This is a genomic window from Arsukibacterium sp. UBA5043, from assembly GCA_002415085.1.
Lineage (GTDB): Bacteria > Pseudomonadota > Gammaproteobacteria > Enterobacterales > Alteromonadaceae > Alishewanella.
In genome coordinates, this window is record DIBV01000006.1 from 473,993 (window position 1) to 499,415 (window position 25,423).

A 25,423-nucleotide genomic window follows, 5' to 3' on the forward strand; every position below is an offset into this window, starting at 1 on the left:
CTCAGTTAGTGTTGGTTGCTGCTGACCACCTGCGCGGTAGGTGGCTGGACGTCATCACCATAACCAAATACCACAGCCAGCACCAGCACCAGTGATGCCGCCAGCATCAATTTAACAATAAGCGGCAGACAAAAGCGCACCCAGTGGCCGTAAGGAATACCGGCAATGCCGATAATCCCCATTAAAATGGCATTGGTTGGAATGATCATATTAGAAAAACCATCACCAAACTGATAAGCCAGCACGGCCACCTGACGCGGAATTTCCAGCAAATCTGCCAGCGGTACCATTAACGGCATGGTGACAAAGGCCTGGCCACTACCTGAAGGGATAAAGAAGTTAAGTAAGGTCTGAATCAGCAGCATGCCGACTACCGCAATTTCGGCGCCAACATAAGATAACGGCAGCGACATACCATGCACCAGCGAGTGTAAAATCTGACCATCCTCCATGACCAGAGATATGCCGCGGGCAACTCCGATCAGGATAGCGGTGGTGGTCAGTTCCATGGCGCCGTCTATAAACTTTTTAGCTGCGACATCGGCGCCAAGTCTGCTGATCACCACGGTTGCCAGGCCCCAGGCAATAAAGCAGGCGCTAAGTTCATACAAATACCAGCCATGTATTTTTATGCCATAGGCTACCAGGCCGATGGTCGCGACAAAGCTGGCTAAAATCAGTTTGTGCTTTAATACCAACCTGGGATAATCGACGGCTTTTGCATCTCCCAGCGGGCAGGGTAAATCGGCGACCATTGAGTTTGCCGGGTTGGCCAGCACTTTTTTGGCATAGCTCCAGACATGGTGAAAACCAATAAGTACAAATGGCACAAATATAGCAAAGCGCAACCAATTACCCGACATTGGCGGGATCTCAGAGATTTGCTGAGCAATCAAAACTGTAAAAGGGTTTACCGCCGAAACACCATAGCCGATACCATAACCCGCTACTGTCATACCTACAGCTGTCATCGCGTCCAGCCGCATTGCCTTACATAACGCCACCAGAATTAATACGAAGGGAATATATTCGCCGGCGGTACCAATAAAACTGGACGCCATGGCAAAGCAAAACACTACCATAAAGATTAAGATCTGCGGCTTTTCACCAAAGCGTTCCAGCATCCGGCCAATTAAGGCATCCACCGTGCCGGTAGCCCGGGCAATCGACAATACGCCGCCTAAGATCATCACAAAGAAAATAACATCCTGAGCGCTGGCAAAAGCGCGCGGGATGGCAGTCAATAACTGCCACGGCGTCAGATAGTTTTTATCTTCTGCCAGGGTAAACGTGCCGGGTACCACCGCCTGCCGGCCAGACTCCAGGGTTTGCATTTCAAATGAGCCCTGCGGCACTATCCAGGTGGCAATCATCGCGATTACCATCATCGAAAACAGCAAGGTGAGGGTATGAGGTACTTTAAATTTTCCCATGGTTTATTATTCCCATAACTAAAATATTGCTTATTAAATGTGCGGTTTACGCAGCGTTATTCTGATGTAAAACCCGGGAGTCTACCGCAAGCGTGGCCGGCTCACAAATTTTCGCTGCGACGCTCCATCCTATGCTGCTACTTGCCTGTGGGCTTGCGTTTGTATAGGCTTGGCGGCTTTTAACACTGTTGTATTTTGTGGAGCCTGCTTTGGCCTTGTTTCCTTTGACGATTCTGATAAGTGCCGCGTTGCTGTTTCTGGTGCAGCCGATGCTAGCAAAACAATTGCTACCTTATTTTGGTGGTGGTGCGGCGGTGTGGACCGCTTGTATGCTGTTTTTTCAGAGCGTGTTGCTGGCCGGCTACGGTTATGCGCATTTGCTTAGTCGTTATCTGACGCCTAAACAACAAAGGCTGGTGCACAGCAGTTTATTGCTGCTGGCACTGCTTTGTTTGCCGTTGCTGTGGCGGGCAAATATCAACCCTGAGATCGCGGTTAGTCCCCTGGCTGCCATTTTACTGCTGTTAACGATGACGGTTGGCCTACCATATTTGCTGCTGTCTGCCACCGGGCCGTTACTACAGCATTGGTTTGCTGGCCGGTTTCCGTTACGCTCACCCTACCGGCTCTACGCGTTGTCTAATGCCGGCTCGCTGGGTGGTTTGCTGGCGTATCCGTTTATCATGGAGCCGTTATTCAATCTGAGCGAACAGCGCCAGTACTGGGTGCTGGGCTTTGCCGTGTTTGCCTGTTGCTGTTTGCTGCTGATGTGGCGTGAGCTTGGCCAGTTGTCGCCGGCTATCCGGGCGGTCAGTGCCCGGGTCAATAAACGCTTTGCGTTGCACTGGCTGGCCCTGTCGGCCTGTGGCGTGGTGGTGTTGCTGGCCGTCACCCAGCAACTTACCCAAAATGTGCCGCCGGTGCCGTTTTTATGGGTGCTGCCGCTCTGCTTATATTTAATCAGTTATATTGTGGTATTCAATCAGCCAGCCTGGTATCAACGCAGCCTCTGGCTGTATGTATTCTGTCTTAGTATGGTATTTGGTTTGCTGCTGTTTTATCTGGGGCGCCAGTTCGATCTTATTTCACAATTGCTGCTGTACCTGACCATTTTATTCAGCGGCTGCATGCTATGTCATGGCGAGCTGGCGCGCTTAAAACCTGAACCACAATACTTAACCGGCTATTATTTGTTACTGGCAACCGGCGGTGTGTTGGGCAGCGCTGCGGTAAACTTAGCTGCCCCGCTGCTGTTTGCTCAGTATTGGGAGTTTTTACTGGTATTGCTGGCAATATACCTGTTAATGCTCTGGCCTGACGGCAAGGCCAGGCCCTCCTGGCAAAAAGGGTTGTGGCTAAGTGGCGCCGTGCTTTTTAGTCTGAGTATTGTTGGTCTTGAATGGCAGTTAGGCCAGCATAATGTGTACAGCGAACGTAATTTTTACGGCAGCCTGGTGGTGCGGGATCTGGCAATTGATGGTCAGCAACAGCGTCAGCTAATCGACGGCACTACCAGCCATGGAGCCCAGTACCTGGAGCCGCCTTTGTCGAACGTGGCACAAAGTTATTACCGCCCTGGCACAGGCGCTGCGTTAGCGATGCAGTATTTTTTGCCGGCGGCCCCTTCCCGTAATATTAATCAGTTACGCCACCGTCATTTTGGCCTGGTCGGCCTGGGTGCGGGCGCACTGGCCGTGTATGGTAAGCCAGGTGACAGCATGCAGTTTTACGAGCTTAATCCGGCCGTTATTAAAGTGGCTACTGAGTATTTCAGTTATCTCAGGGACAGTGCGGCAACGATCCAGGTTATCGCCGGTGATGCCCGTCTTACCCTGGCAGAGCAGTTAACCCAGAATAGCGCCCAATTTGATGTGCTGGTACTGGATGCCTTTAGCAGCGACAGCATTCCACAGCACCTGCTGACCATCGAAGCCATGCAGCTGTATTGGCAGCATTTACACAGCGATGGCGTGCTGGCGGTACATGTATCAAATAATTATCTGGATCTGACCAGCTTGCTGCGTAATCAGGCGGCAACGCTAGGCTTGCAGGCATACTTTATTGCCAGTAAGGCAGAGGGCAGCAGCCCGGCCGCCGAGTGGGTATTGCTAACCAACAATCAGCGCTTTGTCAGGCAACCGGCCATACAACAGGCACTCAGCTCCTGGCCGCTGCCGCTTAACCCCGAAGTAAGCTGGACAGATCAGCGCAGTAATTTACTGCAGGTATTAAAGTAACGCATGGCGTGCTTCGCACGCTAAAGGGGCACAAGGATGTACTCCTTGAAGCCTGCGACGTATTTTCAGCCGTTTGGTTGTGGTTGGGCCTACACTAACCGACGCCTAATTGGTTAAATAGTGGAAGCAGTACTTGCTCGACCCGGTCATCTGTTATCTGAAACTCTTGTGGTCGCGATGTCATAATGTGCGACTTGCGGCTTTTATTTACAATTTTAAAGCCTGTTTTGCCATAGTCACCTGCGTTCATGCTGCGGCCCAGCAAGATATCCTCTCCGTCAAAAGTGGCGGACACACTATGCTGATCCTTCGGCAAGCCGCCTGCTGAAGGCAGACGCCAAAAGCCGTTAATAATGGTGTCATGAAGCCAGGGTAAAGCAGCAAGAGGCAGTTCTAGCTGATTTTCCGTGTCGTACAGCTTGCCTTTGCTGATCCGGTAAATAATCAACATTGTATCGTCAGCAAAATACTGAACCAATTTATTGTCGCTGTCATCCAGCTTTTCGTCCATCAGATGACGATATGCTGCTTGTGCTGTAACCGTATTTAAAAGCATCATGTTGTTCATAGTTTCATTATTTCCCGCTGAGGCGGATAGCTTTAACTGTGTCGCGAGACTCTAGTATTCTGAGGGTCTCTGGCTTGTGTTGAATGTCTAATACCTCTAACGCACCCGGTGCACCTTTTTTACTGTACATTTCTGTTACACCATCACCGGTAAATATTTCCCATGCACCAATTTCCGAGAGAATTTTTTGCCGGGCGACAAATTTTTCCTGTTCATTAGTATCAGAAAAGTGTCTTACCGCAAATTGTTCAGCTTCGTCGGTGTCAAACGTTGCTTGCCAGCTCTTGCCATTGGCAATGACATCAGCGTTAAAAGCTTGCCAATGCCTGCGGAATTCCCCGGCATATTCAGGCGTCATTACCTGATCAACGACTCCTGGCTCGATATCTCCGGCGAACTCTTTTTTTAATTTTGACCTCATGTTAGCGAACGTTGGCACAAAAGTATCTGAACCGTCAGTAAGGTAATCCTGCCCCCGATCTATGATGTATAGCGTGTACTGTTTATTTGGATCGTATTTGGTACCAAATACATCAGCAATAAGCGCAGGGTCTGAATCTGCCCGTTCCAGCATATCAAAAGTAGACATCCACAAAGGGTGACGTCCCGAATCCCGCATATGGCCAATAGGTTGATCCGCAGACTCCGCTGTCGGACTGAACCTAACAAGAAAGCGGTCATTTGGCAGCGTGCCGGCTGCTGCCATGGCTCGTAGCTCTGCAGCTGAGTATTTAGGCACGTAGCCGTTGGTTGCTAAGTCATCAGCCGCGATTTTAAGTAACGCTGCACAGTCTGCGAGGCTTTGCGGCGGAATTAACGGTTTGGTATTTGAGTTGCTGCCAGTCTCATGCCCGGCTGTTGTTGCGGCTACCGGCTGAGTGGTAGTGGCCCCACCACCTTTGGCCTTACTGGCTTTGCTGCCAGAACCTGAATTACTGCCACCTGAGCTTGCGCTACCCAAATTGCCTGCATCTGAACTGCTGCCTGCCGGGCGGTATTCGTTGCCGCCTACAGGTTCGGGTGGGGTAGCCCAACCATCGGTAAGCTGCCATACCCGCAGTGCGTCTTGCTGAAAAATGGTGAGCAGCTCGTTGATTAAGCCCTGGCTGTCCAGGCCTGATAAATCGGTTAACCAGGGTTTGGCGTAGCGGTACAGGTCACGCATGATGCTGTCACGTTGCCACTTTGGCTCTATGTCAGACAAAAAGTAGCGGCCGTATATATTGTCCCGTACCGACTTTACCTGAGAGGACTCACCTAAATCGGCATAGGTAAGCAGATTTTTACTGGCAAAAAACAACTCGCCCCATTTGCCATAAAACAGCTGACCGTCGAATAAAAGAGGTTTTAACTCTTCAGGGATTTCTGTTTCCATCCGTGGCGCCTGTGTTATTTCACTGCCAATATGGCAATCGTTAACTATTTATTAAATATTGATGCATTTTGTTTTCTTGGCTGGCGCTTGTCAACAGCAAATCGAGCTTGCACATAAAAAAGCCAGCGGTAGCGTTAAAATATAAAGGTAGGGTAATACGCATAGATAAGGACAGGATGCAGATGTCAGGGCAGTGGGGAATACTTACTGCACCGGCTTCAACAAGCACATCCCTGTGCCCCTTCGGCCTGCGCAGCATCTATGCTGCTATTGGGCTGCTATTGCGTAAGTACACCAGCCACCATGCTTTGCTAGTATGTCTGATTGCCGCTGAGCGGGTATCAGCGGCAGATTCCCCTTATGACTCGTCGTCTTCCACCATGGTCATCAGTGAGGTATTACCGCCAGAGGCTGTCGTATCAATACTGATGGTTTTTTCGGTGATTAAGCGTTTAATCAGGGTATCGTAATACTCGGCACTAATTACCGGCAGGATCGCCCCCTCACGTTTGGCCAGTTGCTGACTGAAGTAACCCAGCCGCGATGAACGGGCGGCTACCACAGCACCGGCTAAATGCGGATGGGCCAGAATAGACTGTAACTGATCCGGCCGTGCCACCTGGAATACGCCTTTGGCCACGCCTGTTGCAATAAACTTATCGCGAAACGCCTGGGCTTCGTCATAAAAAAGCTCTGACGCGACAGTAATAACCGTATTTCCCGCTGCCAAAGCAGTAATAATCGACAAGGTCCAGAAATTAAACGACGTGCTCTTATCGGCATAACACACAACACAGCCACGCGGCTCATAATGCAGGGTGTTCGATTCGCCGGTAGGCCCTGGCAATACAATGGCTTTACGCATATGTTTTTCCAGCCGGTTCAGTTGGGCTCGGGCATCAGAGAGCGTTGAACCCAGATCGTCAGCCAGCTCGTCAATAATATCAACAGTGGCAATTTTTGCCAGCAACTGGCGAACCACTGATACCCGGTCATTCAGCTTGGTGGCGCGCCACTTTTTTTCGTCCCGCAGTGAATTTTCCATCAGCTGCTGTACCTGAGCGTCAGCATCGGCAGTATGGTGTAAATCCAGCTCATCCGGTGTCAGGTTAGTCATCTGTACATTTTCTGGCGAGGCTTGCTCTTTTACCAGACGCAGCAAATAGTTCGGGCCACCGGCTTTGGGTCCGGTGCCTGATAAGCCACGACCACCGAAGGGCTGGGCACCGACAATAGCGCCAATCATGTTGCGGTTAACGTATACGTTGCCTGCACGCGACATTCTGGCCAGGTATTCGCAGCGTTCTTCAATCCGGGAATGGATACCCATGGTTAAGCCGTAACCGGTGCCGTTGATCTGGTCAATAACCTTATCTAAATCTTTGGCTTTAAAGCGAATAATGTGCACGCACGGGCCAAACACTTCCCGCTTTAACACCGATAGATCTTTAATTTCATACAAGCGTGGGGCGAAGAAATACGCGCCATTGTTGCTATTGTCCGGAATCTTGCATTCATAGTGCAAAGTGGCTTTGTCTTTTAAATACTCAACGTGCTCATTCAGGTTTTTCAGTGCTTTTGCATCAATAACCGGACCGATATCGGTACTAAGCAGGGCCGGATCGCCAACATGCAATTCTTTTAACGCACCTTTGAGCATGGCGATAATGCCATCGGCAACATCTTCCTGAATAAATAATACTCTTAACGCTGAGCAGCGCTGGCCGGCACTTTGGAAACCGGAACTGATCACATCGTCTACCACCTGCTCGGGCAGCGCGGTAGAGTCAACAATCATGCAATTCTGGCCACCGGTTTCGGCAATCAGCGGTACCTGAATGTCGTTGCGATTAGCCAGGGTTTGCGAAATCAGGGTGCCGGTGTCAGTAGAGCCGGTAAACATCACCGCCTGAACCCGTTTGTCAGGCACGATGGTTTTGCCAACGTCACTGCCGCGGGCAATCACGGCCTGCACTACATGCTCTGGCAAGCCGACGATACCCATCAGCTCAATCGCCCGCAGGGCAATTAAACTGGTTTGTTCTGCCGGTTTGGCAATAACCGTATTGCCGGTAACAATAGCTGCGGCCACCTGGCCTAAGAAAATGGCCAGCGGGAAGTTCCACGGGCTGATACATAAAATCACGCCGCGCGGCTCAAAACGTTCATCTTTTGCCAGCTCTTCTGCTCTGGCAGCATAATAGCGACAAAAATCGACGGCTTCACGTACTTCATCTATGCCATCCTGTGCCACTTTGCCGGCTTCTTTAATACATATAGCAACCAGCTCGTCATTGTGCCGCTCTAAAATATCGCCGATGCGGCGTAGCAGGTTGGCGCGCTGCGCAATCGGAGTGGCCGACCAGCTTTTAAATGCTTCATCAGCATTAGTTAGCAGTTGCTGCATCTGCTCGCTGTTGTGCATAGTAACGTGACCAATAATCTCCTGATGATTGGCGGGGTTTCTTACCGCAACAGCGCCCTCTGGCAGGCTATCTTCACTTAGCAGATTTTCTTCCAGCCAGCGGTCCAGGTTCGCTTTGAACGGCACTAAGGTATTAATGTCGGTCAAATCAAGACCTCTGGAGTTAGCGCGCTCAGCCCCGTACAAATCCAACGGCATTTTAATTTGCGTATTATATTTATTGCGCAGGCTTTGCAGAGTTTCTACCGGATCCGGCAGCAACGCTTCTACCGGCTGAGTTGTATCGACAATAGCATTGACGAAAGACGAGTTGGCGCCATTCTCCAGTAAGCGCCGTACTAAGTACGCTAACAGATTTTCGTGTTCACCTACCGGGGCATATACCCGGCACTGAATTTTTTCTTCAGTAACAATCTGATCGAACAGCGACTCGCCCATACCGTGCAGGCGCTGGAATTCGAAACCGGTGTTATCGCCCTTGGCGACCTCTAAAATGGTGGCGGCAGTGTACGCATTGTGGGTGGCGAACTGGGGATACAAGGCATCACGGGCTTCCAGCATTTTAATGGCGCAGGCTTTGTATGACACGTCGGTAGAAGCCTTGCGAGTAAATACCGGGAAATGATCCAGGCCGTCTTGCTGGGTAGTTTTAATTTCGGTATCCCAGTAGGCACCTTTAACCAGCCGCACCATGATCTGGCGGCCCACTTTACGGGCTAATTGAGTTAGCCATTCAATGACAAAAATAGCGCGTTTCTGGTAGGCCTGCACGGCTAAGCCAAAACCGGTCCAGTCACCTAAATCCGGGTCACTGAAAACAGCTTCAATAATATCGAGAGAAATATCTAAGCGGTCAGCTTCTTCGGCATCGACTGTAAAGCCAATATTATAACTTTTGGCGACCAATACTAATTCTTTTAATTTTGGTACCAGCTCAGACATCACCCGATCACGGTGGCTGAATTCATAACGGGGGTGGATCGCTGATAATTTTACCGAGATACCCGGGCTTTTAATCGGACCACGGCCTTTAGCGGCTTTACCAATGGCATGAATAGCCGTTAAGTAACTTTGATAATAACGATCGGCATCGGCCATGGTACGGGCACCTTCACCCAGCATGTCGTAAGAATAAACGTAGCCTTTTTTCTCAGTGTCTGCAGCGCGATCGATGGCATCGTCAATGGTGGTGCCCATGACAAACTGTTTGCCCATAATTTTCATGGCATAATTAACCGAGCGGCGGATAACCGGCTCGCCTAAGCGGCCCAGGGTTTTTTTCAGAATACCAAATTGTTCCGCTTTATTATTATCAGAGTAGTTGACCATTTTACCGGTAACGAGCAGACCCCAGGATGAGGCGTTAACAAACAGCGATTCGCTGCTACCTAAATGAGAACTCCAATCGCCATTAGCCAGTTTGTCACGGATCAACACTTCCTGGGTTTTTTTATCCGGTACCCGTAGCAAAGCTTCGGCCAGACACATCAGCACTACGCCTTCTTCGCTGGACAGGGAAAACTCGTTTAACAAGGCATCAATACCACCCTGGCCATCCTGATCTTTACGGATATTCAGAACAATTTGCCGTGCCCGTTCCCAGGCCCGGCTGCGGGCTTTCACGCCCACTTCAGCCAGCGGTAACAGCATGTCGATAATCTGGTTTTCATCAATCCGGTAGTAGTCACGGATTTTCTGTCTGATAGGACATTCGGTAGTTAAATTACCAGTAAATAACATAATTCACCCTTAACAAAATGGAGGCTGACCCTAAGTACGCTAGCCCAGGGAATGACACGCAAGCAAGCGTGCATACTAATCAAAATGTAGCAGAATGTGCTGGCTTAATTGCAGTATTTCTCCCTAGTTTACACGGCGTAACCGCAAATCAGCCCTATAAAATGCTGCCTTTTCTGGCAAAATACCAGACTAGCGAAGAACTTTGCAGCGAGCTGGCTGATCGGGGTATATCTGGCTACAGTAATAAGCCTGACAGTGTTACTCGCTGCAAGTTCAGGTAAACCAATATTTAAAGGTTGGCAAATGCATCTATTCAGATTTGTTTTAACGACGATTTTAGCCTTTACCGTGCTGACAAGTGGTGTGGTTCAGGCTCAGCAAGGCCAGCGGCAACCGGCGCAACAACCGCCACAGGGCTTTCTTTACGGCGTGGGTATCGGCATCAACCAGGAGATTTATCGTGGCTACAAAAGACGGACTATTCCGCTACCTCTGGTTGGGTACCGTGGTGAGAAACTGTCGGTTTATGGCCCTTTTGTCAGCTATCAGCTGTTACAACAAGGCAATTTTAGCGTCAGCGCCAAGCTTGCGCCGCGCTTTGCCGGTTTTGACGAATCAGACAGCAACGTGTTTTCCGGTATGGCGAAACGCAAAAGTTCGCTTGATGGCGGGATCGCTGTGCAGTTCCGCCAGCAATCCTGGTTATTTGAAGCTGAGACGGTAGTCGATCTGCTTGGAAATTCAAAAGGTCAGGAATCAAAACTGGCAGTCGGCTATAATGTTCGGTTTGGCCCGTTGCTGCTAGAGCCAAAACTAGGTGTCAGCTATGCTGACAGCAATTTGGTGGATTACTACTACGGCGTTCGCCTGAATGAAGCGACCGCTGAACGCATGGCATATCGTGCTGGATCAGCTGTTAACTATAACGCCGGACTCTCCCTGAGCAATCCGTTGTTGGGAGGCATGGCCCGGTTGGGTGTCGAACATCACTGGTACGACAGCAGTATCAGCGACAGTCCGTTAACCGACCGTGACAGTGGTGTGTCAGCATTTTTATCCTGGTCGAGGTTCTTCTGAATGGTGTTGTCGGGGTTTTTCTGAGTAAGGAGCTGCGGTGAGCAAGCAGATAGGGATTGTTACTGACATTTTTGGCCATTGCCGCGGGCTGGAACAGCTGTTGCAGGATTTAGCAGAAATGGGTCACCATCAGACGCCAGCCAGCAGACTAAATATCACAGTTATTGACCCCTATCAGCAGCAAACTCAGAGTTTTAGCGATGAACAGCAGGCTTACGCTGCTTACAGTGAGCAATGTGGCCATGATAATTATGCCAGTATTGTGGCCAGAGCTATCCAGCAGCCGGTTGATTTAGCCATTGGTTTTAGCGCCGGCGCCAGTGCCTTGTGGCGGGCGTTATCTACGCCGGCGGCAGCCAACATCAAACAGGCGATGCTGTTTTATCCGGGGCAAATTCATCATCATCTGAAACTGACACCCGACATTCCGGCGAGCATTATATTTGGCGCCAGTGAGCCGCATTTTAACGTTGATAGCATGCTGCAATTGTTGTCGCAAAAACCATCAGTTAATGCCTGCAAAACGGCCTACCAGCACGGTTTTATGAACCTGCCATCAGCCGCTTTTAATGCTGCAGGCTATCAGCATTACCTGAATGTTATAAAAGAAAAATCAGGCTGGTTGCTTAATACTCCCACCAACACTGCTGCCACCACTGCAGAAACTCGGTGAAATCAATAAAACCATCGCCGTTTTTATCAATAAGTTTAAAGCCTTCATCGACATGGCTGGCTTTGGTTTTCGGCGCCAGTACCGTCAGCAGTTCAATAAACTCAGTGATATCAATCTGACCATTGCCATCACGGTCAAAAAACTCAAATTCGCTTCTGATTTCTGCCTGTTGTTGTTCAGTTAATGTTTCGGTACTCACGTGCCTTGCCTTATAAATTAGTCAAATTCCGGCCCAGTGTACTTGGCGCAGAAATATCTGTCTACGCCGGTTGCTTGCTGCCGCTGGTTTGGCGACATTGCGCAGGGACTGTTATGCTTTACTGAAATTTTCACACTAACAACCCGGGACAATCGGACAGGGGGCATATGATGCGTACTCGGTTAAGCCGCAGGCAAAGCTTAAAATTACTGGGAGCAGCAGTCGCTGCGGGCTTATTGCCCTCTTTGCCTTTTATCGGCGCACCGGTTTTGGCAAACCCGTCTGAGTCTGGCAATAACCCTATGCTGAAAAAAAATCTTGGCAATGCTGACACCACCCTGCCGGTTATCGGTATGGGTACCTGGCGCACCTTTAATGTTGGTAGCGATCCGGTGTTGCTGGATGCCAGAACCCAGGTTGTTAAAGCCTTTTTTGAGCACGGCGGCGGCCTGGTGGACTCGTCACCAATGTACGGCTCGGCACCGGACGTTATGGGCTATGCCCTGCAAAAGCTTGGCATACCCGATAGCCTGTTTTCGGCCGAAAAAGTCTGGAGCCCGGCGGGTGGCTCAGCGCGTGAGCAGGTGGCTGAGCTGAAAAACCGCTGGCAGGTCGGGCGGTTTAATCTGGTACAGGTGCACAACCTGACCGACTGGCGCGAGCATCTGGCCGCATTACAACAAATGAAAGCAGAAGGTAAGCTTGGCTATATTGGTATAACCACCTCGCATGGCCGTCGCCATCGGGAGCTGGAACAGATTATGACAGCGCAGAATATCGACTTTATCCAGCTGACGTACAATATAACGCACCGCGAAGCGGAGCAGCGTTTACTGCCATTAGCGCAGGAAAAAGGCATAGCGGTGATAGCCAACCGGCCTTTTGATGGCGGCAGTTTGATTAAAGGCATTCAACGCCGTGGCGAGCGCTTGCCCGACTGGGCCCGGGCGGAGTGCGGTTGCACTACCTGGGCCGATTTTCTACTGAAATTTATTGTCAGCCACCCGGCGATTACCTGCGCCATTCCGGCCACAACGCAAGTAGCTCATATGCGGGAAAATATGGGGGCGGGTAGCGGAGCGATGCCGTCAGCGAGCGGCCGGCAGCGGATGCAGCGCGACGTTGCTGCCTTATAAATGGAGACGCTATGAGCGGCGGTGCAGGCTACCAGTTGCAGCAATTTATCCCCTTTAGCCATGATGTTTATCTGCGGCTATTAGAGCGGATTGGTGAAACTTACTGGCCCTGGCATATTGCGACGCTGTTGCTGGGTGTATTAGTGCTGCTGCTGGCACTGCGACATCAAGCCCGAGCCGGCAGTATGCTGCTGGCACCACTGTGGCTGGTTGTCGGCGTGGCGTTTTTTCTCCGCCACTATGCTGAGCTGAACTGGGCCGGTAACTATATTGGCTATGCTTTTATCGCCGAGGCGGTATTGCTGCTGGGTATTGCGCTAAGCGGTAAAGGCCTTGCTGAAACAGCAGCCGACAAACGGCCAGCGGTCATTATCGGTTTGATATTAGCCTTAACCGGTCTGGTGGGCTGGCCTTTTATTGGCCTGTTAAGCGGCGACTCCTGGTATCAGGCAGCGGTGTTTGGCATTTATGCTGATCCTACCGCTATCGCCACCCTGGGCCTGCTGCTGATACTGCTAAGAGGCTGGCTATTGTGGCTAAGCGCCATTATACCGCTGCTGTGGCTGGTGGTGTCAGGTCTGACCTGGTGGGTGTTGCTTAACTCTTAGTTCTGGTTAAGTAGCATATCTGCCGGATCCAACACTTTTCCTTTAAATCTCAGCACTTCCTCATCTTTTGCTCATGTATTTTCAGTCTGGTCAGGTCATGCTGCAGCTTTAGCAATCATCAGGAAATACGCGATGCAAACATCTGCACCTAAAAAACCATTCTGGCAAAACCCGTGGCGTATAGCAGGCTGGGGGCTGATTATCTGCTTGTTGCTGCTACCGCTAATCGCTATGCAATTTACCGCACAAGTAAACTGGACCGGCTTCGACTTTGTGGCCGCCGGAATCCTGCTTGCTGGCACCGGCTTATTAATTGAACTTGGCTATCGTTTTAACCGCAGTGGTGCCGGTCGCGCTGGTTGGGCAGTAGCCGTATTAACCTCGTTGCTGTTGATCTGGATAAACCTGGCAGTGGGCATAATTGGTAGCGAAGATAATCCGGCGAATCTGCTGTATCTGGCAGTGCTTGCGTCAGTGCCACTGGGCGGATTATTGGTGCGCTTTAAAGCTAAGGGTATGAGTTATGTGTTGCTATTTACTGCCGGTTTGCAAATCGCAGTAGAGGCAATAATCCAGGTCGGTGGGCTGGGTGCTGCGCCGGTTATCAATGCCGCTTTTGCGCTGTTATGGTTATTGGCAGCCGGGTTATTACGAAATGCCGGCACAATACTCGCCGCAAACGCGGCTTCTGATGCATAATAACGCCATTGTAATGTAGCCCATCGGGCTGCATAAGCCGGGAGTAGTATTGTCTTATGACGGCACAGCGTTATTATTTTGCCGATTTTGTGTTGGATCCGGCACAGCGCCAGTTGTTGTGTGGTAGCCAGCAACTGGAGCTGAATGCCCGTTATCTGGATGCGTTAGTATTACTGGTGCAGGAAGCGGGCAAGCTAATCAGCAAACAGCGGTTTTTTGATGAAGTCTGGCAGGGCACGGTGGTAACTGACGAAGCACTTACCCAGTGTATTCGCAATTTACGCCGTCAGTTGCAGGACAGCGCCTCCGCCCCCCGTTTTATCGAAACCGTACCCAAACATGGTTATCGCTTTATTGCCGCGGTAAGCTGCTCAAGCCCGGCTGCAGCAGTCGAACACCCCTCTGGGCAGCCGGGCCGGCGCCAGCTGCTTTGGCATTTAACCGGGCAGGGGGCATTAGGGGCTGCTGTAGCCGGGCTGATTGGCGGCGGGCTGTATGGGCTGGTTGGCGCAGCACAGGCGCTGGCAACCGGTAGCCAGGCGCTTTCGGTGTTGCTGGTGATGCTAACGGTTACCACGCTGATTGCAATACTGGCCGGGGCCGCGGTGTCATCCGGCCTGGCGTTGGCGAAAATGTGGCTGATCCGGCCATCGGGGCAGCAGCAAAAGCAGCTGCAGCTCAAAAAACTCGGCTATCTGTTACTTGGTGGTGGCGCCGCTGGCTTACTAATCGGTGCCTTTGTCAGCTTATTGCTGCAGGAAACCTTTTTGTTATTTCTGGGGCGCAGCCCGGCGCATATTACCGGTGCCACCGAGGGGTTAATAATTGGCCTGGCAGCAGGCATAAGTTACTGGTTACTGTTAACTGCGCGTCGCGCTGCCAGCCGGCAGCGTTTTAACTGTGTTGCTGTGTTTCAGGCCGCGGTGCCCGGTTTGCTGGCAGGTTTACTAATCAGCCTTGGCGGTGGAGTATTGTTGGCAGGCAGTCTGGCGCAACTGGCGACAGAATTTCCAAATGCAACCGCTGGTAGCTTGCTGGCGCTGGATGCTTTCAGTCCGGCACAAGGCTTCAGTATCGCAGGCGTAATCAGCGCCATGCTGGAAGCCGGCTTATTTACTACCGGCCTGACTTTGGGATTAACCTCCCGATTGCAGCGGGTATAGCCAGCGCGCCTGCCGTTTTAATTGGCAAGCTCATCTGCCAGCTCCTGCACCAGCGGGTTCATAAGTTGGTACACCCAGACTGTCTCACCATTTTGCAGGATTACTTCTACCCGCTCATAACGCACACCCAGCCGCTCATAGCGGTCCAGCGCCCTAAGCTCGGTGCCGCTTACGGTAATAACGAGGCCTTCAGTAACTTCGCCGGGGGCAGGCGTTATATCCAGCGCTTCTTGCTGATAGCCGGGCAGGGCTGCCGGCACGCCTTTGCCGGCGCGGCCCATCACCAGAGCGCGCACCCAGGGTTTTTTCAGGGTACCGTAAACAAACACCGAATAGCTGGCGTTGTCGTCTATTTCAGGTAGCTCAACGGTTGGCTGGTAACCAAAGGGGCTGACAAAGGTCAGCCACAGGTAACCGACCACCACAATAAGCAATGCTGACAGCGTAAGCAGGACGGGGCGGATCAATTTTGTCATGATAAAACCCTGCCAGATAATTTTGCCGAATACAACACTCTTGCTCACTCGCCAGGGCCACTATGCAAGGCTTCTTTTCTTGCACCCAATGACATGCATGCAGAGGGCCGGGTATGCCTCGCAAAAAAATCAATAAAGTGTCAGCTAAATTTACATAATCTAATGCTTGTTAGTGCGGCCAATTACAAGATTATGAATTATATAGTGATATTTTCATGGCTCATTTATTGCTTGAAAGCGCAAACCGAATTGTCGGCTATAACCTATAGGTATTTTTGAATGAAGCAGTTAGCAGTAAAATTTCTGGTAGTAACCTCTTTGTTATTTGTTAGTACGAACCTTTGGGCGAGCATTATTACGTTTAATGACCGTGTATTGTTTGAACAGTTTGTAGCCGAATTTGTTATTGACGACTTAGAAGGATTAAGCCAGGGCACTACCGGCCGCGTGCGGCCTGACTTCAGCTGGACAATGAGTGACTACGGCTGTCCAAACAGCAGCGGTTGTAACGGTTATGGCGCAGGCAATCCATTTGTTAGCGGCGGAAACGACTGGTTATGGCTTTACAATAGTGGCAATTTCAATTTTAACTTTGGTATCAGTGCTTTTGGTTTCGACTATGCTGATCCGTATTTTGCCAGTGCCAGCAACGTCGGTCTTCAGGGTTTTGAAAGTGGCCTAAATGCCAATGGTTCATTTTTTGGTATTGCCACAACTGATGGTTCGTTGTTAACGACTATTAGCTACCAGCAATTTTCAATCTTTCAGGGTATTGATAATGTAACGTTCTCGACCACTGCAAATAACGCGCTGCAGGTATCAGCTCCTGCTACGTTTTCGCTATTTATGTTAGCGCTAGCCGGTATCGCATTTAGCTCTCGTAAAAGACAAAAATAATTTTCTACCAGCTGCCGGGGCGTTTATTGGGCAAGCGTTAGCTTGGCTTTAACAACGCCCTAGTGGCAACCAACATTCTATTATCTGCACACATGCAAATTGGTCCTCAGTAAAATCTCCCCGCGAAAGAAATAGGCACGATAATAGCAACTGGTTCGCCCTTCGATTATGCTGTTATTTGTCGACCAATAGAAAACGCCTGACCAAGGCAGCCCAAAGAAGTAACCCTAATAAGGATCGAACATGAAAGCTGAACGAGATATCGAAAAAACCTATCCCAACAACGAATTTGTAGAAAAGCTGCGGCGTTTAGCGGATGCCATTGAAAAGGGTGAAAAGTTCGAGATCCAGATAGCAGGCGAGCGTGTTTATGTGCCGGTACGCGCCGTGTTTAGTATTGAACATGAGCGCGACGGTGATAGTGAGGAAATTGAGTTTCAGATTAAGTGGACTAACTAAGTAGTTGTAGTAGGTACAACAAGGATTTGCAGTGATAAGCGTGACCGATTTATGCTTCCGTCGACAAGATGGCGATCAAGTTCACACTTTGTTTGATGGCTTTAGTTTTAACATCGCAGCGCAAGAGCAAGTTGCCTTGCTTGGCGACAGTGGCTCGGGTAAGACGACCTTACTGCATTTATTAGCTGGCCAGCTCAGCCCGGATAGTGGTCAAATTGAGGTCAATGGCGAGCTTATTTCTGCTTACAACGAGCAACAGCTCGCCCATTATCGCCGTAAAATAGGGCTTATTTTTCAGCATTATCAATTGCTTGAATGTCTCAGTGTTAAACAAAACATTTTATTTCAATATAAGCTTAACTTCCCCCGGCAAACCCCTGCAGAGCTGGACACACTGGTTGAACAACTTGGGTTAAGCAACAAGCTAAATAAATTACCCAGCCAACTTTCAGGGGGCGAGCAACAACGCGTTGGTATTGCCAGAGCGTTGCTTAATCAACCAAAACTGATTTTAGCCGATGAACCCACCGGCAATCTTGATCAGGCCCGCTCGCACCAGGTCGTCGAAATGCTGACAACTTTGTGTAAAGAACGCCAAATTAACCTGGTTATGGTGACGCACTCACAACAGTTAACCCGCTATTTTGATAGCGTAAAAGTGTTGGCTAACGGCCAGTTTAATGACTGAAATTAAGCTCATTTTAACCACGCATGTTGCCTATTTCCGACGTCATCTCTGGTTACTATTATTGTTTATCGTTGGCTTGAGTTTAGGCAGCGCATTACTTACCGCCATTGCCGGGCTTAACCAGGAAGCCAAAAATCGTCACCAGAAGTCTTCGGCGCTTACCGAGGCGGCAGTCAGTCATATTGCAAAACCGCCAATGGGCCAGCAATATATCGACGGTAAAGTATGGATAGCGCTGCGCCAGCAGGGCATCACTAACGCCCAACCGGTTTTACGCGGCAAGCTAACCTTGGCTTCCGGCAAAACCCTGTTTCTGCAAGGCATAGATAGCCTGATTTGGCTGACCCAACAGGTACCGGTAAGCGCCCCTCAATCAGATAATAATAGCGATGCAGGTTTTGCTTTTGACTCCATCATGATAGACCGCAAAACGGGCGCCAGATTAGCGCTTAATGGCAACACGCTGCAGCTTGCCCATAGCCCGCATACCCCTAAGTTTAGTCTGGTGGATGACATTGGCATCTGGTCGATTACCGATATTGCTTATGCGGATATGCTGCTTCAGGCTAACGGCCAAATCAGCTTTATCGAATTCGTTGGCCTGACGCCCGGGCAAATCCCCAAAATCGAAACCATTCTGGCTTATGATGCAAGATTAGTTGCCGCTCAGGAGCAGGATTTTGATGCCTTATCTGAGGCTTTCTTTTTTAACCTCGCCGCACTGGCATTGCTTGGCTACATTGTGGCGGCTTTTTTAAGTTTTAACGCCATTAAGCTTGCTATTGCTGGTCGGAAAAAGCTCCTTACGCAGTTTACTATTTTAGGCTGTTCGCCCCAGGCCATTCGCATAGCTATCGTTATCGAGTTTACCTTAATGAGCTTTTTAACGGCGCTACTGGGCAGCATGTTGGGGTTTGTTATTGCCAATGCCCTGGTGCTTGATATCAACCGTACCCTGGTGGGGCTTTATCAACTGGAACAAGCGCTTACTATCAGCTGGCAATGGCAAACTCTGGCGCTGGGTTTTGTGGTCAATATCGCCACTATGGTACTAATGCTACTGACCCAAAATCTGTTAGCCCAAAATCTACTGACCCCAAAAAACAGTCTGCAAAATAACAGTCGCTTAGTCTTTTACTCAGTTTTAGCTGCTGTCATGGCGGCCATTGGCTACTTTTATTTCAATGCTCAATCGGAATTCGAGGCACTGTTACTTTGTTTCTTTATTATCTTGCTGTTTGTGCTGATCACACCAACATGTCTGCAACGCTTACTTAGCTGCAACAACCCGTTCGGGGATCCGCTGTGGCAATGGTTGTATGCTGACAGTAAATTGCAGTTGCAAGAGTTGCGGATTGCCATAGTGGCCATTTTGGTAGCGCTTGGCAGTGCCATTGGCATGCAGATTATGGTTAAAAGCTTTAGTACCACCCTTAATGCTCATCTGGAACAACAATTAAGCGCAGACATATATATTCAGGTCGAACAGTATCAGCCGGATCTTCGGGCACGTCTGAAGGCAGATCCTGTCATCAAGCAGGTTGGCATCTATATGGCTGCCGATGGTTATGTAAATCAAATACCTGCAACGCTTGCTAGTTTTGGTACAGGATATCAGGCTTTTTCCCACATTAATCTGACTTCTGGTGACGCGGTTAATGCCGGACACTTTGCCAACAATGGCTGTATTGCTAACGAGCAAGCCCGCATCAAATATAAGCACCAGGTAGGTGACATAGTGGCGTTTCACCAAAACCAGCATACCTTTGAATGTCGGATCTCGGCTTTTGCCTACGATTATGGTAACACGGCTTTAAGCCTTATTACCGAGGAACAAACACTGCGAGCGAGCCCATTGCACTGGCAAGTGTATGGTTTGTCGGTCACGTTAAATGAGCAGATCACAGTAGCGCAACTGACCGAGCGACTGATTAACGATTACCAGATTGATAGCAGCTATATCACTGAGAACAAACGCTTTAAAGAAATCGCCAACAGGCTATTTAACGACACGTTTAAGGTCACAAAAGTATTGAATGGCTTTATTCTCGCCATTGCCTTAGTCAGCCTCTGTATCAGCCTGCTGAGCTTAAGTGCCCAGCATGCAAAGCAACTGGCCGCTTTAAATAATTTAGGGGTCGATGCCACTCAGTTGCAAAAACTAAAGTTGGTGCAAACAACCCTGTTAGTGGGTTTTACCTGCCTGTTCGCCTTGCCATTAGGCTTCGCCCTTGGGTTTGCGTTACTAAAATTTGTGATGCCTATCGCATTTGGCTGGACTATCCATTTGCATGCAGACCTGCCAGCGCTGTTAAGTACCTGTGTGTTATTGCTGGTCGCTGCTATGGTATGCGCCTATCTGCCCGTTAAGCAACTTACCGCCAGTTTGCATCCAAAAAGGCATTAACCGATGATTAAATACGCTTTTCTGATCGTCTTCATGTTACTTTTAACGGTATTGCTGTTGGGCTATGAACCTGCAGCAACGTCAAAAAGCTCGCAAGCATTGCAAACAGTAAGTGGTGAGCCGGTCGACAAAAAAACGGGGCTGGTTTTTCCGCAAGATCATGGCCCTCACCCCGAGCAAGGCATTGAATGGTGGTATATCACCGCGAACCTCACTGCAGACACTGGTGAAACATTCGGTGTGCAGTGGACGTTATTCAGAACACAGCTGCCTTTACCTTTTGCATCAGCCTGGTGGGACAACCAGCTTTATTTTGCCCATTTTGCGCTGCAACAGCAGCAAACCCATATAGCGTTTGAACGCTTTGCCCGCAGAGGACAAGCCGCGATTTCAGCAGGCCCGTTCTCAGCGCAGTTAGATGATTGGTCGTTAAAAAGCACACAGCAAGACTTTTTACCGCTACAACTGCAAGCTGAGCAGGACGGCTATGCAATTGATCTGTCGCTCGGTAATAGCCCACTTACTTTGCATGGTGAAAATGGCTATAGCCAGAAAACAGCGAGCGGCCATGCGTCTTATTATTTCAGCTATCCGTTTTTAGAAACCAGCGGCACGGTTACGTTTAATGGCAAACAATACAAGGTGTCGGGTAATGCGTGGTATGACAGAGAATGGTCGGCAAGTTTACTGGATAAAAGTCAACTCGGCTGGGATTGGTTTAGCCTGGTTAGTGAACAGCACCCCAAACAAGGCTTAATGTTATTTTGTATCCGCGATGCAAAGCAACATTATGACTACTGCAGTGGTACCCGGATTGCCGCAAATGGCGAGGCAACTCAAATCTCCCGGCAAGAGATCAATGTAATCGTTTTAGACCATATCACGATCGATGGCACAGAATATCCAAGTCAATGGAAAATTGAACTGGCTGACGCAACACCTATTCTGATTGAAACCATCACCAAAGATTCTTTAAATAGGCTGTCGACCCAATATTGGGAAGGTCGGGTAAAAGCAACCAACGGATTTAACGGTACGGGCTATGCGGAATTAGCCGGCTATTAGCCGTGTTTGCAATATTCTTCCGGTTCAGCTGTTAGTATTACGCCAACGCTTTCATTAGTTCTCGCAGCTTTCCCAGCTTATACCATCAATAGTGCATTGCTTTATGTAAGTACCATCGGCTTGATACACCTCGCGGTACCATTCCATTTCGTTATTTATCACGCCTTTGTATTCAAGCAGCCGATAGTCTCCCGTATCGTCTGTGCGACGTTTATACCAGTATGTGTATAGCCCTTCAGCTACCGGATCTTCAAATTTGTATGGCAAGGCAGAGAAGACGGCAATCATCTCGGAAAACTGCAATTGTTGGGCTTTACCTCGCAGGTCTACCCAGTCAGCCAATGCTGTATAACTGGGGTCATTCAGGCTTACGGTAAAACGGGAGTCAAAAGACACGCCATTTTCGGTATAATCGACACCGAAATTTCGTTCAACACCGTCGCTAAAGCTGTCGGGCTGACAGTCATCCAGTGTATCGGCAAAGGCCTCTGCACCACTGTTCGACAACGTATAGCGGGTCTCTTCTTGCTGAATGCTGACACTTTCTACCAGTGAACACAGGTAGCTTCCCTGGTTATTGTGGTCCCATTCTACGCCTGTCCATTGGCTGCGCAGCTGGCCGTTGCCCCAGGGTTCACTTGTAACGTTGCGGCGGGAATAAACAGCCAGCTCTTGTGATAACTCATCATTCATCCGCACCATTTCGGATATGAAACCCGACGTTAACCAAACCGATACTTGTCGAAACCAGTTATCTCTGTATTTAAAGTCTGGCTGCACATCTGGCTCGAAATGTTTGTATTGCGCAAATTCAACCCGCGAAAAAACGGCGTCAGGATAGGCGGCTTCAAGTTGCGCTTTGTATGCATAACCTGCTTTTAACCCTTTAACAATCGATAAGGCCAGCGTATGAGTTTGCTGATCGTTGTTGTCGATATAGTCTGAGAAAATGGTTTCAGTAGACAAATTATAGCGGCGCACGGTGTTGGCCAGTGCGTCGAGCAGTTTGTCTTTTACTTGCTGGCGCAGCGTCGCATTATTTTTTAAATCATCACAAGACACCGGCTCATTATTAACGGCATTCAAGTCTGCTTGCAGGTAGTCAGCCAATACGGTGGTCAGGGGGGTAATAGTAAAAATGTCTGCATCAGCCAACGGAATTACCCCTTCCAAACGGGGTGGTCGCACCATTTGATAAGCTTCAGTTACCGGCCCGGTATCTTCATCTATGGCGCCGAGAGGTACATCGACAATAAGGCTGGCATAATTAACACAGCTGCGTTGTTGTTCAGTTAATTCCAGTGAGTAGCTTCCGGCAGCACTGGATACCGCTGAAGGCTCAAAGGTGTCGAGCTCGCCGTTACCATTAATGTCCAGCCAAACTGTCGCCCCGGATACATAGCCATCAATAACCTTACCGTTCAGCGAGAAAAGGGGGGCTGACTTCCCTCCCATTTGCACGGTGTCACTACTGCCTGTGCAGCCACCAAGCGTTAACAGACTTAGCACTAACAATCCTTTACCGGGAAACAACGACATACTGCATAACCTTAAAGATGTATTCAGAAAAATCAGGTGAGAAACAAAACAGAAACATAAGTTTCTATTGCACCAGGTCTGACTTTCACAAAGAACGTTGAAATTTTTCTATTAGTATCATGCACATTGTGCAGCTTGCAAGGGCGAAACGGCATGGTTAGTGTAAGATTTTGTTACAATACTGAGCAGTGTTTACGATGATTTACCGCCAATTCGTGCTAGATTTTTCACTGATGATACGTGACTGGCGGCTATCGCTTTGAGGAAATAATGATAAACAAGCTAACCTTTAGCGCTGTCGCAGCGCTGCTGCTTTTTGCTGCAACTTATTTTTATAGTCCGCAAACTCTGGCAGCATCAGAAAACATGCTTATAGATAAAATGTCTGACCAGGCTTATGTTTTGCGGTTTTCAGATTCATGGACAAATATCGGTTTACTAAATACAGAGCAGGGGGTGGTGTTAATTGATCCGGCCGCAGGAACCGCCAATCTGGAACAATTAAGCCAATTTATCGCTGCTACCTTTCCGCATACGGCATGCTTTGTGTTAAACACCCATGGTCATCCTGACCATACCAGCGGCAACGATTATTTTCAGTCTAAAGGCTGCGCGCTTATCGACAATGTTGACAACTTTGAGGAGCTTCAGGCGCTTCGGTTCAGTTCCCACACCGGTAACGACCAGGTGTTTTATCACAAGCAAAGCAATAGCATTTTTGTCGGCGACATCTATGAAACCAGAGGTAAAGCCATTCCTTCATTCTGGTCTGGCGGTCTGGCGGGGCTTAACCGCGCTGTGGCAGGCATTGAGTCGCTTGGCGATAACTCGGCAGTTGTTATTCCAGGGCACGGCGCGCCGGCAACTAAAGAAAAATTAGCGTTATTCAGAACAAACACCGCAGCCTGGGTAGCCAGAGTACAAGCGCTTAACGATGATAACATGGTCGCCAGCGACATCAGCAAAGATGAGCAAATCAGAAGTATTTATGAAAAATTCAATGTCAATGACGAGCAGCCATACATAGCAGAGCAGGCGCTTATCAGATTTATCGAAAGAACATTGGACACATTTGAGCAATAAATGTAACCAAGGAGCACCTACAAGGAGCAGTCGATGAAGGCCTGGTTTTTAGTTTTATTCGCTGCAGTTGCTCCGGCTTGTGTGGCAACTGTCCATACCGACGTGCCAACGTCCCCCGAGCCGGCAAAGACCTATGTGATTTACCTGCATGGCCGGATCATTGAAAACGCCGGCCCTCGCCCTACCGATCCGCGTTTCGGGCTTTACGACTACCCGGCCGTACTGGAGGCGCTCGCTTCCCGAGGGGCAGTAGTTATTTCGGCACAGCGCCCGCCAGATACTGATATGGACGCTTACGCTGGTATTGTTGTCACGCAAATCGAAGAATTGATAGATCGTGGCGTCCCGCCTGAAAACATAGTAGTTGCCGGCTTCTCGAAAGGCGGTGGCATCGCAATACGGGTTTCCAGTGTTCTGCGACGGCCGCAAGTTCGCTTTGTGCTGCTGGCGGCTTGCCCGCAAGGTCCAATTCCAACACAACTGCGACTAACCGGTCATGTGCTATCGATCTACGAGACGAGTGATAGATTAGCGGGGAGTTGCAAACCTCTTGCGGAGCAATCCGAGCAGCCGCAGTCGTTCAACGAGATCAAAATAGCCACCGGCAAGTTGCATGGAGCGTTCTATCTGCCGCTCGTTGAATGGGTTGAGCCACTACTGGATTGGGTTCACCGAGCCAGCGACTAACTTAGTTAAAACCAGTTTGGTATGAGTTTTGCTCCCTATTCGTTGAAGCTGGTGAATTCTCCCCTTTTTTCGGGGTATTCATGCACATTTTTCCATCAAAGGAGAAAAACTATGAAATATATTCAAAAACTCGCCCTTCCTGCACTTATTGCCAGTTTAATGGCTGGCTCTGCAGTAGCAGCAGAGGGATTATACTCGATGGACAAGCTTGAAGATGCTGAGGTATTTGACAGCACCGGTGAAGAAATTGGTGAGGTCGAGAATATCGTGATGGGTAACGGTATGTCCGTCCATTCATTAGTTATTGAGACTGGCGAAATACTGGGCCTTGGCGGCAGAGAAGTTGTCGTTCAACGTGGCGATTTTACCGTTGTGCCAGAGTCGGGCAAAAAAGGCTTTAGCAACGTGGAGTATGAAGTGCATTTGGAAATGACCCAGGACCAGTTAAAACAACGGCCTGAATATAGTGAGGACTGGTGGAACCAAACCAGTGCTTCGCTGCAACAGACCTGGCAGGAAACCAAGCGTGTTAGCGAAAGCGCCTGGGAGAATACCAAAGAAGCCACTGCTTCGGCCTGGTATGAGTTAGAGGAAGGGGCAGAGGAGTTAGGTGACGACATGGACGATGCGACTAACCATAATTAACTCCTGCTGGTGTTATGCAACTTGTGTTGTGTAACTCGCAGAATGAAACGGTTTACCGTTATTCGGTGACTAAATAAAAAAGAGGGTTACAGCAGCGCTGTAACCCTCTTTTTTTCAGAGCCGTCCTATAGCTAATTTATAGTT

General features: G+C 49.4%; 22 protein-coding genes. 15 read left to right on the forward strand and 7 right to left on the reverse strand.

All coding sequences use genetic code 11. The features are described from left to right. Positions 1-5: 5 nt before the first annotated feature. Positions 6-1,433: a YfcC family protein gene (locus B2Q61_RS08725; RefSeq protein WP_290618644.1), complete on the reverse strand. Its 1,428-nt coding sequence runs from the start codon at positions 1,431-1,433 to the stop codon at positions 6-8. A gap of 209 nt (positions 1,434-1,642) precedes the next feature. On the opposite strand from B2Q61_RS08725, the gene B2Q61_RS08730 reads away from it, so the two are divergent. Further along, a complete protein-coding gene (locus tag B2Q61_RS08730; protein ID WP_290618642.1) occupies positions 1,643-3,670 on the forward strand; it encodes a spermidine synthase in 2,028 nt (675 codons plus the stop codon). Between the two features lie 94 nt (positions 3,671-3,764). Here the strand turns inward: B2Q61_RS08730 and B2Q61_RS08735 are convergent, their stop codons facing one another. The 3 genes from B2Q61_RS08735 to putA form a co-directional block, all read right to left on the reverse strand. Then, positions 3,765-4,238: a hypothetical protein gene (locus B2Q61_RS08735; protein WP_290618640.1), complete on the reverse strand. Its 474-nt coding sequence runs from the start codon at positions 4,236-4,238 to the stop codon at positions 3,765-3,767. Between the two features lie 7 nt (positions 4,239-4,245). Further along, the gene (locus B2Q61_RS08740) at positions 4,246-5,613 is read right to left on the reverse strand and encodes a hypothetical protein (RefSeq protein WP_290618638.1); all 1,368 of its coding nucleotides are present in this window, start codon (positions 5,611-5,613) and stop codon (positions 4,246-4,248) included. A 358-nt stretch (positions 5,614-5,971) separates the two neighbouring features. Beyond that, on the reverse strand, positions 5,972-9,778 hold the full coding sequence (gene putA, locus B2Q61_RS08745; protein WP_290618636.1) for a bifunctional proline dehydrogenase/L-glutamate gamma-semialdehyde dehydrogenase PutA: 3,807 nt from the start codon (positions 9,776-9,778) through the stop codon (positions 5,972-5,974). Positions 9,779-10,081: 303 nt separating this feature from the next. On the opposite strand from putA, the gene B2Q61_RS08750 reads away from it, so the two are divergent. Together B2Q61_RS08750 and B2Q61_RS08755 are read left to right on the forward strand one after the other, a co-directional pair. After that, positions 10,082-10,855: a MipA/OmpV family protein gene (locus B2Q61_RS08750; protein ID WP_290618634.1), complete on the forward strand. Its 774-nt coding sequence runs from the start codon at positions 10,082-10,084 to the stop codon at positions 10,853-10,855. Between the two features lie 37 nt (positions 10,856-10,892). Further along, complete coding sequence (locus B2Q61_RS08755; RefSeq protein ID WP_290618632.1) at positions 10,893-11,528, forward strand: hypothetical protein; 636 nt, start codon at positions 10,893-10,895, stop codon at positions 11,526-11,528. On the opposite strand, the gene B2Q61_RS08760 is transcribed toward B2Q61_RS08755, so the two are convergent. After that, on the reverse strand, positions 11,482-11,727 hold the full coding sequence (locus tag B2Q61_RS08760; RefSeq protein WP_290618630.1) for an EF-hand domain-containing protein: 246 nt from the start codon (positions 11,725-11,727) through the stop codon (positions 11,482-11,484). The two genes, B2Q61_RS08755 and B2Q61_RS08760, sit on opposite strands and share 47 nt — an antisense overlap. Before the next feature lie 170 nt (positions 11,728-11,897). Here B2Q61_RS08760 and B2Q61_RS08765 point away from each other — a divergent pair, with 170 nt between their 5' ends. The 4 genes from B2Q61_RS08765 to B2Q61_RS08780 all read left to right on the forward strand — a co-directional run bounded on the left by B2Q61_RS08765 (position 11,898) and on the right by B2Q61_RS08780 (position 15,333). After that, positions 11,898-12,863: an aldo/keto reductase gene (locus B2Q61_RS08765; RefSeq protein WP_290619492.1), complete on the forward strand. Its 966-nt coding sequence runs from the start codon at positions 11,898-11,900 to the stop codon at positions 12,861-12,863. An 11-nt stretch (positions 12,864-12,874) separates the two neighbouring features. Beyond that, positions 12,875-13,471, forward strand: coding sequence for a DUF6064 family protein (locus B2Q61_RS08770; protein ID WP_290618628.1), 597 nt, complete (start codon positions 12,875-12,877; stop codon positions 13,469-13,471). A gap of 132 nt (positions 13,472-13,603) precedes the next feature. Next, on the forward strand, positions 13,604-14,170 hold the full coding sequence (locus B2Q61_RS08775) for a hypothetical protein (RefSeq protein ID WP_290618626.1): 567 nt from the start codon (positions 13,604-13,606) through the stop codon (positions 14,168-14,170). Between the two features lie 56 nt (positions 14,171-14,226). Next, a complete protein-coding gene (locus B2Q61_RS08780) occupies positions 14,227-15,333 on the forward strand; it encodes a winged helix-turn-helix domain-containing protein (protein ID WP_290618624.1) in 1,107 nt (368 codons plus the stop codon). Between the two features lie 17 nt (positions 15,334-15,350). Here the strand turns inward: B2Q61_RS08780 and B2Q61_RS08785 are convergent, their stop codons facing one another. Further along, positions 15,351-15,809, reverse strand: a complete 459-nt coding sequence (locus B2Q61_RS08785) for a gamma-glutamylcyclotransferase family protein (protein ID WP_290618623.1) — start codon at positions 15,807-15,809, stop codon at positions 15,351-15,353. A 279-nt stretch (positions 15,810-16,088) separates the two neighbouring features. On the opposite strand from B2Q61_RS08785, the gene B2Q61_RS08790 reads away from it, so the two are divergent. The 5 genes from B2Q61_RS08790 to B2Q61_RS08810 all read left to right on the forward strand — a co-directional run bounded on the left by B2Q61_RS08790 (position 16,089) and on the right by B2Q61_RS08810 (position 21,325). Beyond that, complete coding sequence (locus B2Q61_RS08790; protein ID WP_290618622.1) at positions 16,089-16,706, forward strand: hypothetical protein; 618 nt, start codon at positions 16,089-16,091, stop codon at positions 16,704-16,706. Positions 16,707-16,949: 243 nt separating this feature from the next. Next, on the forward strand, positions 16,950-17,165 hold the full coding sequence (locus B2Q61_RS08795) for an amphi-Trp domain-containing protein (protein WP_290618620.1): 216 nt from the start codon (positions 16,950-16,952) through the stop codon (positions 17,163-17,165). Positions 17,166-17,196: 31 nt separating this feature from the next. Next, positions 17,197-17,853, forward strand: coding sequence for an ABC transporter ATP-binding protein (locus B2Q61_RS08800; RefSeq protein WP_290618618.1), 657 nt, complete (start codon positions 17,197-17,199; stop codon positions 17,851-17,853). Then, the gene (locus B2Q61_RS08805) at positions 17,846-20,260 is read left to right on the forward strand and encodes a hypothetical protein (RefSeq protein WP_290618616.1); all 2,415 of its coding nucleotides are present in this window, start codon (positions 17,846-17,848) and stop codon (positions 20,258-20,260) included. The genes B2Q61_RS08800 and B2Q61_RS08805 overlap by 8 nt, the downstream gene beginning before the upstream one ends. 3 nt (positions 20,261-20,263) lie before the next feature. Further along, positions 20,264-21,325 carry a lipocalin-like domain-containing protein gene (locus B2Q61_RS08810; RefSeq protein ID WP_290618614.1) on the forward strand — a complete coding sequence of 354 codons (1,062 nt, stop codon included), beginning with the start codon at positions 20,264-20,266 and terminating at the stop codon, positions 21,323-21,325. A gap of 54 nt (positions 21,326-21,379) precedes the next feature. On the opposite strand, the gene B2Q61_RS08815 is transcribed toward B2Q61_RS08810, so the two are convergent. Further along, positions 21,380-22,864, reverse strand: coding sequence for a hypothetical protein (locus B2Q61_RS08815; RefSeq protein ID WP_290618612.1), 1,485 nt, complete (start codon positions 22,862-22,864; stop codon positions 21,380-21,382). A 270-nt stretch (positions 22,865-23,134) separates the two neighbouring features. On the opposite strand from B2Q61_RS08815, the gene B2Q61_RS08820 reads away from it, so the two are divergent. From B2Q61_RS08820 to B2Q61_RS08830, 3 genes are all read left to right on the forward strand, one after another. Next, positions 23,135-23,947, forward strand: a complete 813-nt coding sequence (locus tag B2Q61_RS08820) for an MBL fold metallo-hydrolase (protein ID WP_290618610.1) — start codon at positions 23,135-23,137, stop codon at positions 23,945-23,947. Positions 23,948-23,980: 33 nt separating this feature from the next. Then, a complete protein-coding gene (locus B2Q61_RS08825) occupies positions 23,981-24,634 on the forward strand; it encodes an alpha/beta hydrolase (RefSeq protein WP_290618608.1) in 654 nt (217 codons plus the stop codon). Positions 24,635-24,745: 111 nt separating this feature from the next. Further along, complete coding sequence (locus B2Q61_RS08830; RefSeq protein WP_290618606.1) at positions 24,746-25,279, forward strand: PRC-barrel domain-containing protein; 534 nt, start codon at positions 24,746-24,748, stop codon at positions 25,277-25,279. Positions 25,280-25,423: the final 144 nt, after the last annotated feature.

Bases quoted from the DNA above. Each gene is read 5' to 3' on its own strand.
- B2Q61_RS08725 (WP_290618644.1), bottom strand. From the start codon at position 1,433: ATGGGAAAATTTAAAGTACCTCATACCCTCACCTTGCTGTTTTCGATG.
- B2Q61_RS08735 (WP_290618640.1), bottom strand. From the start codon at position 4,238: ATGAACAACATGATGCTTTTAAATACGGTTACAGCACAAGCAGCATAT.
- B2Q61_RS08740 (WP_290618638.1), bottom strand. From the start codon at position 5,613: ATGGAAACAGAAATCCCTGAAGAGTTAAAACCTCTTTTATTCGACGGT.
- putA (WP_290618636.1), bottom strand. From the start codon at position 9,778: ATGTTATTTACTGGTAATTTAACTACCGAATGTCCTATCAGACAGAAA.
- B2Q61_RS08750 (WP_290618634.1), top strand. From the start codon at position 10,082: ATGCATCTATTCAGATTTGTTTTAACGACGATTTTAGCCTTTACCGTG.
- B2Q61_RS08765 (WP_290619492.1), top strand. From the start codon at position 11,898: ATGCGTACTCGGTTAAGCCGCAGGCAAAGCTTAAAATTACTGGGAGCA.
- B2Q61_RS08770 (WP_290618628.1), top strand. From the start codon at position 12,875: ATGAGCGGCGGTGCAGGCTACCAGTTGCAGCAATTTATCCCCTTTAGC.
- B2Q61_RS08775 (WP_290618626.1), top strand. From the start codon at position 13,604: ATGCAAACATCTGCACCTAAAAAACCATTCTGGCAAAACCCGTGGCGT.
- B2Q61_RS08780 (WP_290618624.1), top strand. From the start codon at position 14,227: ATGACGGCACAGCGTTATTATTTTGCCGATTTTGTGTTGGATCCGGCA.
- B2Q61_RS08785 (WP_290618623.1), bottom strand. From the start codon at position 15,809: ATGACAAAATTGATCCGCCCCGTCCTGCTTACGCTGTCAGCATTGCTT.
- B2Q61_RS08790 (WP_290618622.1), top strand. From the start codon at position 16,089: ATGAAGCAGTTAGCAGTAAAATTTCTGGTAGTAACCTCTTTGTTATTT.
- B2Q61_RS08795 (WP_290618620.1), top strand. From the start codon at position 16,950: ATGAAAGCTGAACGAGATATCGAAAAAACCTATCCCAACAACGAATTT.
- B2Q61_RS08805 (WP_290618616.1), top strand. From the start codon at position 17,846: ATGACTGAAATTAAGCTCATTTTAACCACGCATGTTGCCTATTTCCGA.
- B2Q61_RS08810 (WP_290618614.1), top strand. From the start codon at position 20,264: ATGATTAAATACGCTTTTCTGATCGTCTTCATGTTACTTTTAACGGTA.
- B2Q61_RS08815 (WP_290618612.1), bottom strand. From the start codon at position 22,864: ATGTCGTTGTTTCCCGGTAAAGGATTGTTAGTGCTAAGTCTGTTAACG.
- B2Q61_RS08820 (WP_290618610.1), top strand. From the start codon at position 23,135: ATGATAAACAAGCTAACCTTTAGCGCTGTCGCAGCGCTGCTGCTTTTT.
- B2Q61_RS08825 (WP_290618608.1), top strand. From the start codon at position 23,981: ATGAAGGCCTGGTTTTTAGTTTTATTCGCTGCAGTTGCTCCGGCTTGT.
- B2Q61_RS08830 (WP_290618606.1), top strand. From the start codon at position 24,746: ATGAAATATATTCAAAAACTCGCCCTTCCTGCACTTATTGCCAGTTTA.